Origin of the sequence: Haladaptatus sp. T7 (assembly GCF_026008575.1) — an archaeon.
Classification (GTDB): domain Archaea; phylum Halobacteriota; class Halobacteria; order Halobacteriales; family Haladaptataceae; genus Haladaptatus; species Haladaptatus paucihalophilus.
Genome location: NZ_BROP01000007.1, coordinates 285,602 through 292,720 on the forward strand (window position 1 = coordinate 285,602; position 7,119 = coordinate 292,720).

8 protein-coding genes are annotated in these 7,119 nt (G+C 62.2%); 5 read left to right on the top strand and 3 right to left on the bottom strand.

The window, feature by feature from the left end; translation table 11 throughout:
- Nucleotides 1-41 precede the first annotated feature (41 nt).
- Nucleotides 42-1,193, bottom strand: a complete 1,152-nt coding sequence (locus OPC11_RS18670) for a sodium:proton exchanger (protein WP_049940983.1) — start codon at nucleotides 1,191-1,193, stop codon at nucleotides 42-44.
- Between the two features lie 78 nt (nucleotides 1,194-1,271).
- Nucleotides 1,272-1,667: a universal stress protein gene (locus OPC11_RS18675; protein WP_026177897.1), complete on the bottom strand. Its 396-nt coding sequence runs from the start codon at nucleotides 1,665-1,667 to the stop codon at nucleotides 1,272-1,274.
- An 80-nt stretch (nucleotides 1,668-1,747) separates the two neighbouring features.
- Here OPC11_RS18675 and OPC11_RS18680 point away from each other — a divergent pair, with 80 nt between their 5' ends.
- The 5 genes from OPC11_RS18680 to OPC11_RS18700 all read left to right on the top strand — a co-directional run bounded on the left by OPC11_RS18680 (nucleotide 1,748) and on the right by OPC11_RS18700 (nucleotide 5,967).
- On the top strand, nucleotides 1,748-3,091 hold the full coding sequence (locus OPC11_RS18680; protein WP_264782930.1) for a D-aminoacyl-tRNA deacylase: 1,344 nt from the start codon (nucleotides 1,748-1,750) through the stop codon (nucleotides 3,089-3,091).
- Between the two features lie 118 nt (nucleotides 3,092-3,209).
- Complete coding sequence (gene ftsZ, locus OPC11_RS18685; RefSeq protein WP_007981576.1) at nucleotides 3,210-4,355, top strand: cell division protein FtsZ; 1,146 nt, start codon at nucleotides 3,210-3,212, stop codon at nucleotides 4,353-4,355.
- A gap of 369 nt (nucleotides 4,356-4,724) precedes the next feature.
- The gene (locus tag OPC11_RS18690) at nucleotides 4,725-4,901 is read left to right on the top strand and encodes a protein translocase SEC61 complex subunit gamma (protein ID WP_007981575.1); all 177 of its coding nucleotides are present in this window, start codon (nucleotides 4,725-4,727) and stop codon (nucleotides 4,899-4,901) included.
- A gap of 10 nt (nucleotides 4,902-4,911) precedes the next feature.
- Nucleotides 4,912-5,349, top strand: coding sequence for a transcription elongation factor Spt5 (locus OPC11_RS18695; protein ID WP_007981573.1), 438 nt, complete (start codon nucleotides 4,912-4,914; stop codon nucleotides 5,347-5,349).
- 435 nt (nucleotides 5,350-5,784) lie between these two features.
- A complete protein-coding gene (locus OPC11_RS18700) occupies nucleotides 5,785-5,967 on the top strand; it encodes a hypothetical protein (protein WP_264782931.1) in 183 nt (60 codons plus the stop codon).
- On the opposite strand, the gene OPC11_RS18705 is transcribed toward OPC11_RS18700, so the two are convergent.
- Nucleotides 5,940-6,839, bottom strand: coding sequence for a CPBP family intramembrane glutamic endopeptidase (locus OPC11_RS18705; protein ID WP_264782932.1), 900 nt, complete (start codon nucleotides 6,837-6,839; stop codon nucleotides 5,940-5,942). The genes OPC11_RS18700 and OPC11_RS18705 overlap by 28 nt on opposite strands.
- Between the last annotated feature and the right edge of the window lie 280 nt (nucleotides 6,840-7,119).

Sequence of the window (7,119 nt, forward strand, 5' to 3'; positions counted from 1 at the left end):
CGACGGTGGTCAATTAAAGACACACCATCCAGCAAGCGCCGTCAGTGACCCGAAATACCGCCGACGTTGAGGACGACGACGTGGTAGACGACCACCGCGAGGAAGATGAGATAGAACAGGCCGCCGATGAGGAACGGGCGCGCCGTCATCTTGCTGCCGTTGATGCGACGCGCGCGGAAGTACAGCACGCACCCGCTGATGATGGCGAGGATGGCCGACAGGCCGTTCAGGAAGCCCGCGGTTCCCCACTGGAACGAGAGGTCCCACGAGGTGAACATGATCCCGAGCGTGACCGGGAGCGTACCCTGGAACGCCATCGCGCCGGAGATGTTGCCGAGCGCGAGGGTGTCCTTGTCGCGGGAAATCCAGATGATGCTGTTGAACTTTTCGGGGAGTTCGGTGGCGAGCGGCGCGATGAGGAGGGCGACGATGGCCGTCGGGATGCCGAGCACCTCCTCGGAGACCCACTGGGTCTGGGAGACGAACACCTGCGCCCCGCCGATGATGAGGCCGAGCGCGACGAGCGTCTGAACCGCCACCAGAATCGAGTGCGGGTCGCCGGAGTGGTTGTCGTCCGCGCTCATGCCGGGAACCAACCCCTCTATCATCAGTCCGAGGTGGAGGTCGTCCAGCTCCTCCCCTTCGACCAGTTCCCCGCTCTTGAGCGAGCGGTAGAGGTAGAACAGGTAGAGCAGGACGAGCAGCGCGGCGATGCCGTGGGAGATAGTGTCGCTGTGAATCAGCGCGGCGCTGAACGCGAGCGTGTAGCCGACGAGGAAGAAAGAGAGGTCTCGGCGGGTGGATTTGTTGTTGAAGTGCATCTTCTGGCCGTTCGAACGGCGCGTCCTGAAGTAGAGGACGCTCGTGCCGACGAGGAACATGGCGATGGTGGCGAGCATGAACGGCGCGCCCAGAATCGCCCCCACGCCGACCTCTTCCGCGGCTTTCGTCCCGCCGCCGCTCCCGAAGATAGCGATTATCGGAATCGTCGTCTCGGGAAGCGCGGTACCGACCGCGGCGAGGATGCTGCCGGTCGCGCTTTCGCTCACGCCGAGGCGGTGGCCCAGCCACTCGACGGCGTTCGTGAACACTTCCGCGCCGAGGAGGAGGAGAAGGAACGATGCGAGAAGCAGTAACGAGTTTTCCCACACTGGTGGCAAAATCGCCAGTGGGACAGTCGGTATCGGGTTCATACTACGGGCATCTTCAAAAGCACCCTAATTAAGCGGTTCTATCTGGTTGCGGAGATGTTTTCATCCCGTCGGGAACGGTCACGGAACGGTCGTCACGGGAACGTCACCCGATTCCAGCACCGTTTTCGCCGCGCTCCCGAGGATGAACGACCCGACGCGTCCGGTGCCGTGGTGTCCCATGACGACGTGGTCGTAGCCCTCCGACTCGACCATCTCGTTGATGTTCTTGCCGATGCGGTTCGACGCCTTGAAGTCCGCCAGATGGACGTCCACCGCAACGCTGGTACCGCTCTCGATGTCGGCGTCTTCGAGCTCGGATCGCACTCGATTCATCAGCGATTCGGTATCTTCTCCCTTCACGTCGGTGAAATGAACGACGTCGATATCCGCGTCGTAACGGTTCGCAAACTCGATTCCGAAATCGAGCGCGCGCATGCTGCAATCGGACCCGTCAACTGGAACTAGAACGTTCATACGGTAACACACTTCGGCCCAGTGCTTAATCGTTTCCGGGATTCGACGGACTTTTTCGCCGTCCGGTCCGAGATGTGTCCGTGATTGCCGTCGTCGTCAGCCGGGCCGACTACGCCTCCGAACACATCGGCGAGTTCCTTCTCTCCGAGGCGGAGTGGAGTTCACACGAAGACGAAACCCGACCCGACGCCGAAGGCGGCGGGGAGTACTACCGGACGGACGGCTTCGAACTGCGGGAGTTCGACGCCCTCCACCTCGACATCGAGAACGTCGCCGAGGCGTTCTCCGACCCCGACGTGCTCGTGTTCGCCTCGCGGCACTCGGGCGACACCGGGCCGCTACTGACCGCCCACTTCACCGGGAACTTCGGCCCGGCGGAGTACGGCGGCGAGGACAGGACGCTCGCCGAGACTTGCCCGAACGCCCACGCGCGCTTGCTCCGGGCGTTCGACGAACACGCGCCCGAGGAGTACGAGGTCGGAATGGAGTGTACCCACCACGGCCCGAGCGAGGTGGGCGTTCCCTCGATGTTCGTCGAACTCGGTAGCGACGACGAACAGTGGGGCGACCCCGAAGCAGCGCGGGCCGTCGCCCGCGCCATCCTCGACCTTCGCGGCGTCTCACCTCACCGCGAACGCCAACTCGTCGGGTTCGGCGGCGGCCACTACGTCCCGCGGTTCGAGCGCATCGTCCGGGAGACAGACTGGGCGGTGGGCCACATCGCGTCCGACTGGAACCTCGAAACGCTCGGGCTTCCAGAGGCGCACCCCGACGTGATTCGACAGGCGTTCGAGCGGAGCGGGGCCGAGTACGCGGTCTGTGAAGGCGACACGACGGACCTCGCCGCGGTCATCGACGACCTCGGCTATCGGGTGGTGAGCGAGACGTGGGTCCGCGAGGTGTCCGGCGTTTCCCTCGCGCTCGCCGAGGAACTGGAATCCGAACTCTCGACGGTCGAGTCCGGACTTCGGTTCGGTGACCGGGCGAGCGACGTATCGTCGAACCCGGACGAGTGGACGTTCTCCCTCCGGACGTTCCCCGAGGAGTTCCTCGCGGCCGCGGCGGGCGTTGACCGGGAGGCCGTGTTCGATGTCGTCGCCGAGCGGACGATAGCGTTCGAGACGACCGAAGGCGGGACGTTGGTTTGCGGACGCGCGGCGGTCCGCGAACCGGCCGACTACGACGCCATCATCGACGAACTGGTCGAACTGCTCGAACGGAAGTACGCGGCCGTCGAACGCCGGGAGGACGAAATCGTCGTGCGCGAGGTCTCGTTCGACCCCGAGAAGGCGCGCACGTTCGGCGTGTCGGAGGGTCCCGCCTTCGGCAAACTCTCCTCCGGGGTCGCGGTGACGGTGGACGGGCGAACGATTCCGCCCGAAGAGGTCCAAACCGAACGAACACATGTCTTCCCGGTGAGATAATTTCCGGTGAATCGTTCTCTTATATAATACTTTTTATGAGGTATGGTGACAGGAGTCAGACATCCGTCAGCCAGAGGGGAAAGATAATTAATCTGCGTTTGTAAAGCACGGTTCAAGGATGGATTCCATCGTCGAAGACGCTATTGAGGAGGCGGAAGGGCAACAACAGAGTGCCCCCCAGTCGCAAATCGGAGGTGCCTCGCAGGACACCGGCCTGTCGGGGACGATGACCGACGAGGAACTGCAGGACGTTCTCAAAGAACTCCAAACGAACATCACCGTCGTCGGGTGCGGCGGTGGCGGGGGGAACACGGTCAATCGCATGGCCGAAGAGGGGATTCACGGCGCGTCACTGGTCGCCGCGAACACCGACGTTCAGCACCTCGTCGAGATCGAGGCCGATACGAAGATTTTGATGGGGGAACAGAAGACCAGCGGGCGCGGTGCCGGGTCGCTCCCGCAGGTCGGCGAGGAGGCCGCGCTCGAAAGTCAGGACGAAATCTACGACGCGATTCAGGGCTCGGACATGGTGTTCGTCACCGCCGGTCTCGGCGGCGGCACCGGCACCGGAAGCGCCCCCGTGGTCGCCAAGGCCGCCCGCGAGGCGGGCGCACTCACCATCGCCATCGTCACGACGCCGTTCACGGCGGAAGGTGAGGTCCGGCGCACGAACGCGGAGGCCGGATTGGAACGCCTCCGCGACGTGAGCGATACGGTCATCGTCGTCCCGAACGACCGCCTGCTCGATTCCGTCGGCAAACTCCCCGTCAAACAGGCGTTCAAGGTCGCCGACGAAGTGCTCATGCGCTCCGTGAAGGGCATCACGGAACTCATCACGAAGCCCGGCCTCGTCAACCTCGACTTCGCCGACGTTCGCACCGTCATGGAGAAGGGCGGCGTCGCCATGATCGGCCTCGGCGAGAGCGACTCCGACCAGAAGGCACAGGACTCCGTGAAGAGCGCCCTCCGCTCCCCCCTCCTCGACGTGGACATCAGCGGCGCGAAATCCGCGCTCGTCAACGTCACCGGTGGCAACGACATGTCCATCGAAGAAGCCGAGGGCGTGGTCGAGCAGATCTACGACCGCATCGACCCCGACGCCCGCATCATCTGGGGGACCTCCATCGACGAGGACCTCGACGGCACGATGCGCACCATGATCGTCGTCACGGGCGTGCAGTCGCCCCAGATTTACGGCAGTAACGAAGCCGAACAAGCGCAGGCGAAGCAACAGCAGACGGAAGACATCGACTACGTGGAATAGTCCGTCTCCTTTTTCTGCAGTCGCCGAACGTGGGGGTGTCTTGTTACGCTCCGATTCGGTAGCGAACGCTCCCTCGATTCGCGCGCCATCGCTCCGGGAAGCCGTCCTGTATCGCAACCACGGCGGTCCGTGGACGGCGCGCACCACGTCCTCGCCCTCGTCGGCGGGTTGCGCTACCGGCGGATACGTCGAGAACGGTACCGCGACGCGTCGGGCGAAAATTCATTTCGGGTCGAAATCCTCGGTTTTTCGCCACGAACGGGTGTGTCCGGCGGCTATTTCGCCCCGGCGACGTCCCTTCGACGGACCCGATGCTGTTCTCTCTTTGTAGAAAGATAGAAAAAGCCCGATAGCCAAGCACAACCAACAATGGACGTTAAACTTGACCTCGCGTCGTACGTGCGCGTACTCAAGCTGGCGAGTACGCCGTCGTGGGACGAGTTCTCGAAGATTGCACAGATTGCCGGTGCTGGAATCTTGCTCGTCGGGTTGCTCGGATTCACGATTTTTGCTATCATGACTTTCATCAACCCCGTTCCCGTCTAGGTGACTCTAAATGCCAATTTACGCAGTAAAGACCACGGCAAGTCAGGAACGCACCGTCGCGGACATGATCATCAACCGCGAGGAACCGGAGATTCACGCCGTCCTCGCGCCCGACTCGCTGACGAGTTACGTGATGGTCGAGGCCGACGACCACCGGGTCATCAACCGCGTGCTGGAGGAGATTCCCCACGCGCGGAGCATGGTCCCCGGCGAGAGCAACATCTCCGAAGTCGAACACTTCCTCTCCCCGACCCCCGACGTCGAGGGTATCGCGGAAGGGGACATCGTGGAACTCATCGCCGGACCGTTCAAGGGCGAGAAGGCACAGGTCCAGCGCATCGACGAGGGCAAAGACCAAGTGACCGTCGAACTGTACGAGGCGACCGTCCCGATTCCCGTCACCGTGCGCGGCGACCAGATTCGCGTGCTCGACTCCGAGGAACGGTAGTTCCTCTGGCTCCCGTTCGCTGATGCTCACGAGGGTAGCGAAGAGCGGTAGAAGAAGGTAATGACTACCGGCTCCTTTTTGAACTTCGAGGAGTTGCTACTGTAGATGACGTAAGCGTGTTCTCCCAGTCACAGGTAGATGGTGCGAAAAATGATGGTTCCTACTTGACTGAAGATAATTCGTTTCTCACGGGGGGATTATACATGGGTGAACTAGTAGTTACGAAACCTATGAAATAACGCAAGAACTATAAATGGTAGTAAAGAAATGAAAATAATCAACAGTGTTTCTTCATTTTGTCCAAATTTATGATGGTTCGGGATGATTAGTAGTATTCTTGGTGTAAAAGTCACCCATAATATATACGAGATAGCGAATACAATTGTTGTATATATTCCTGATCTATTTTTCACGATATGTGATTTCTATTTGAGAATGTATTTTTCTTACGCAATTCCTTATTCATGGATATTATTATGTGGCTTCCTCAGAACCGATGGCCGCCAGCGTGCCGTCGAAACGGTCGCTGACATCGGCATCGACGTTCGCTCGCCCGACCCGTACGAGCGCGCGGCGTCCGTGTTCGCCGACTATCTGGACGAATCGCCGTGGGCGTGAACGACGAACTCCAGCGCGTTGACGAGGTAGTGGGCGACGACGACCACGAAAAAACTTCCCGTCAGGACGAACGCGCTCGCCAGCACCGCGCCGAGCGTGCCGGTCACGAGCACGCCCGCCGGGCCTTGCGCGCCGTGGCCCGTCGCGAAGGCGACCGACGAGGCGACGACGAGGAACCACGGCGAAATCCCGTATCCGGCGGCGAACACCCCGACCAGCGAGGACCGAAACAGCAGTTCCTCGAATCCGGCGATTATCGGCAGGACGAGGGCCAACAGGACGACCCACCCGCCGAGCGAGTCGGGGGTGAGGAGTTCTCGGAGGCCGTCGTCGTAGTCGATGCCGAACGTATCCGCGACGCGCTGGCCGACTTCGTTGGCCGCGTACAGTCCGACGCCGAGGAGGACGCCGATACCCAGTTGAGCGACGGTCACGCGTTCGAGGCCGAGCGCGTCCGCGGGAATCGCGGCGAGCACCGCCGCGACGACGAGGACGACGCCGAACAAGCCCTGGCTCAACGCGACGTTGACGAGCAGGGTTCCGGGCGTGAACTCCGCTTCCGTCGCCGGATTCGTGACCTCGTTCGTCACGTTCGGGTAGTCGGCCGCCGATTCGAAGGGACCGTATTCGGGCCGGCGCGTGGTTTCGTCCGCGACGGTCTCGGCTTCCCCAACTCCTCCGTCACCCCGTCCGACCGCGCGTCCGCCCGCCGCGGTCCGGGCGGTCCCGTCGCGGTGTGCCGGTTCGCGGCGGTCGCCCCCTCCCGCCTCGTCGTCCACGAACATGGCTTGCGAGGCGCGAGCCAGCGCGATGAGGACGACGAGGACGACGAGCGCGACACCGGCGAAGGCGTTCCAGTTCGGCGAGGGCATTCGCTTTCGGATTCGGACGCCGACGGTGAAAAGCTATCTCTCCGTCGGTGCGGTCGGTGCCGTCGCTGTGGGACGGAAATCGAATAGAAAAGAATTCTCGTTGCCGAACGCTTACTGCGGGCTCGGACTGCTACCGGGTTGAGTGCCGCCGACCTTGCGGTCGAGGGCGTGGCCGGTGATGTCCTTCAGCCGGTTGATGAGGCTGTCCTTCTCGGACTCGCCCGTGAGCGCGACTTCGAGGACTTCGCTGATGTGCGAGACGGGGATGATTTCGACCATC

Coding starts and splice junctions, on each gene's coding strand:
- OPC11_RS18675 (WP_026177897.1), bottom strand. CDS start 1,667: ATGAACGTTCTAGTTCCAGTTGACGGGTCCGATTGCAGCATGCGCGCG.
- OPC11_RS18670 (WP_049940983.1), bottom strand. CDS start 1,193: ATGAACCCGATACCGACTGTCCCACTGGCGATTTTGCCACCAGTGTGG.
- OPC11_RS18695 (WP_007981573.1), top strand. CDS start 4,912: ATGCCAATTTACGCAGTAAAGACCACGGCAAGTCAGGAACGCACCGTC.
- OPC11_RS18690 (WP_007981575.1), top strand. CDS start 4,725: ATGGACGTTAAACTTGACCTCGCGTCGTACGTGCGCGTACTCAAGCTG.
- ftsZ (WP_007981576.1), top strand. CDS start 3,210: ATGGATTCCATCGTCGAAGACGCTATTGAGGAGGCGGAAGGGCAACAA.
- OPC11_RS18700 (WP_264782931.1), top strand. CDS start 5,785: ATGTATTTTTCTTACGCAATTCCTTATTCATGGATATTATTATGTGGC.
- OPC11_RS18705 (WP_264782932.1), bottom strand. CDS start 6,839: ATGCCCTCGCCGAACTGGAACGCCTTCGCCGGTGTCGCGCTCGTCGTC.